The sequence below is a fragment of the Microcoleus sp. C2D2 genome (assembly GCF_036702495.1).
Classification (GTDB): domain Bacteria; phylum Cyanobacteriota; class Cyanobacteriia; order Cyanobacteriales; family Microcoleaceae; genus Microcoleus.
The window spans coordinates 1-1,993 of the sequence record NZ_JAUBTO010000355.1 but is presented as its reverse complement, the minus strand read 5'-3'; the positions used below and the strand labels follow the sequence as shown (position 1 = coordinate 1,993).

Sequence of the window (1,993 nt, the reverse complement as noted above, 5' to 3'; positions counted from 1 at the left end):
AATTCGGATTAGTAATTTAAATGAAAGTGGATTAACATCTCTAAGTAAAAACATACACAATATCTCTCTGTACAACTTAATAGTGTTATTGTAGCATAATGTTTGTTTGTGTAATTAATTTCGCTTAACTACTTACTTTCAAAGAGTTACCTCCATAAGCCAGAGCAACAGTTTGTTCACTCACAGAGCCAGTTTCTACATCACCTTGGAATTCCAATTCACTGATGGCTTTCTGTGGCAAAGTTTTATGTTCTCGGATCAAAAAGTCTGATGCAGCGGCCTGTATACCAAATAGAAATCCTTGGGTACACATATTGCGATCGGCAATCCACAGTTCACCAGCTTTAACGGTCTGCAAAACAGACTTAAATAAAGAACGTTCCTGAGCATGACCATCCTCACAGGGAAACACATCAATCGCCATCCGTAAGTCGGGGTCAAGTACCACCAAAGACTTACCAGGTAAAGCTTTTGCTGCATAGGGTTTCAGGGCTTTGAGCCTCGGATCTGTGGCAGCCAAACAATTACCATCAATGATTCTGACTTGATGAGAAGCTAATAACCTCGGTGGAGCATCTCCCAAAAACTGCATCAGATTAGTCATAGAAGCAGCAGTTTCTCGTAACGCCGTGCAGCACTGACATCTAGTTCAATCCCATTAAGTTTGTCATAGACCGCAGTGCGACTGACATTCAGGGACAACGCTTTAGCTCGGTATGCAGCATTCACGGAGGGATAGATGCCACAGACAACCAGGCTCATTAAATCTACAATGAAGCGAGAATAGCAGCTCTCGCGTGTACTGACGAGTGGCGTGATTTTCAAATATAGAGTCGAGTTGTTCTTTGTTGAATACTCGTTCCATTAAGGCACGTACCATAACGCTAACAGGACTCTGCTTGACAAACCGTTCAAAAATGGCATCTAACATTTACCTGCTCCGAGCGAGAATACTGCCAATGGTGCGATCATTACCAACATCGGTAGTTGGTTGGGACAATTATACCGATCGCTCACGAGTAAAAGAGAACGGCAACGGCGGCTTGAATCAGTCTACTCGCTGAGCTTAATAACTTTTCACGACTCGACCGTTGCCGTTGTGAACTAAACAAAAAGTTCCTGAATAAGGAACACCTTGACAGGGCTGGGTCTCCATCGGTCATAAACATGGGATAAATTGGCCATCCATCTGTAATATAAAAATAACATTTCCAATTGCCGACTAATTCCCACAATGGTCGAAAAGTTGCTGTACGCACGAGATCGCCCAGCACCCATCCTAAAATCCCTGGCTGAAAGTGATTAACCGCTGTCGGAACCCAGATCTTATTTTTTAAAGGCGAACAAATGTTTCTAGTTCTTCAAGTTCTGCAACTTCGGGAATTGTCTCTACTTCATAAGTATCAGGAAGCAATTCCCCGACTTGCTTGACCCAATTTATGATAGTGGTATGATGTACTCCTTTAATTCTTTCTATTGCTCGAAAACCCCGACCATTAACATACATTTTGAGACATTCACGTTTCACCTCCCAAGAGTAACCTTTATGAGGTTGATAGCAGTCTATAAATTGTCTGGCACAATTGACACAAATATAATTCTGTTTACCTTTTTTATGAACATTTATTTTTATTAACGTAAATTGACTGACATTCAGGACATTGCATAAGCTCTATGTTTTTTGAAGTGTTATTTTTTAGTGTTATTTTTTGGCAATCGTACTCAATCTATCATACCATTATTCAGCAACGCCAGATATTATAAGTGGTTGCAGGTTTATCTAATGCAGTAAAAACGGCATACTGGTTTACGGCATCATCCCCAAGCTAGAGTTGAGCACTCTCGCTACCCTGGGAAAGTTGTTTAAAGGCTAGAAGCCCCTAAAACAAAGGCTCCTACATCAGAGGAGCTTTTGTTTGTAAATGGTCGGAGGCATCGAGCTATTTTCGCTCGGCAGTGACGGGCCAATATGTTCGCCACCTAGGCGTTTAAC

2 protein-coding genes and 1 pseudogene are annotated in these 1,993 nt (G+C 41.6%); all 3 read right to left on the bottom strand.

The genetic code is table 11. The features are described 5' to 3' along the window. Nucleotides 1-124: 124 nt before the first annotated feature. Entirely contained in the window at nt 125-604 is a 480-nt protein-coding gene (locus QUB61_RS39095) for a hypothetical protein (protein WP_333136899.1), read from the bottom strand. After that, a complete protein-coding gene (locus tag QUB61_RS39090; protein WP_333136901.1) occupies nt 601-762 on the bottom strand; it encodes a hypothetical protein in 162 nt (53 codons plus the stop codon). Before QUB61_RS39090 ends, QUB61_RS39095 begins: the two co-directional genes overlap by 4 nt. A 356-nt stretch (nt 763-1,118) precedes the next feature. Further along, nucleotides 1,119-1,667: pseudogene (locus QUB61_RS39085) on the bottom strand (IS1 family transposase); the annotation flags it as partial. Nucleotides 1,668-1,993 lie beyond the last annotated feature (326 nt).

Excerpts from the sequence above, each read along its gene's own strand:
- QUB61_RS39095 (WP_333136899.1), bottom strand. The coding sequence starts at position 604 with ATGACTAATCTGATGCAGTTTTTGGGAGATGCTCCACCGAGGTTATTA.
- QUB61_RS39090 (WP_333136901.1), bottom strand. The coding sequence starts at position 762 with ATGAGCCTGGTTGTCTGTGGCATCTATCCCTCCGTGAATGCTGCATAC.